This is a genomic window from Serratia oryzae (assembly GCF_001976145.1).
Lineage (GTDB): Bacteria > Pseudomonadota > Gammaproteobacteria > Enterobacterales > Enterobacteriaceae > Chania > Chania oryzae.
This window is the reverse complement of sequence record NZ_MOXD01000080.1, coordinates 1-230: the sequence shown is the minus strand read 5'-3', so window position 1 is coordinate 230 and position 230 is coordinate 1. Positions and strand designations below refer to the sequence as shown.

Genomic DNA, 230 nt, shown 5'->3' with positions numbered 1-230 from the left:
CGGTGGCCTGTTGAGCACGTTGAACAACAGGCTGAGCGGGAGTGGAGACTGGACGCTGAGCGCGAGCCATCTTGACCTGAGCAACAGCAATCATGCCCAGGGCTTCAGCGGCACGGTGAATCTCACCAATGGCACCAGCCTGACCCTCGACAGCGGCACGGTGCTTAACAATGCCACGGTGATGAATGTGGCGGATGGCAGCAGTGCGCTGAACCTGACCAGCAGCGGGG

The 230-nt window shown here is 61.3% G+C and carries 1 protein-coding gene; it reads left to right on the top strand.

Translation table 11 applies throughout. The features are described 5' to 3' along the window. Positions 1-230 (top strand): hypothetical protein (locus BMI79_RS23945; protein ID WP_158069142.1); only part of this gene is annotated, 230 nt, incomplete at both ends.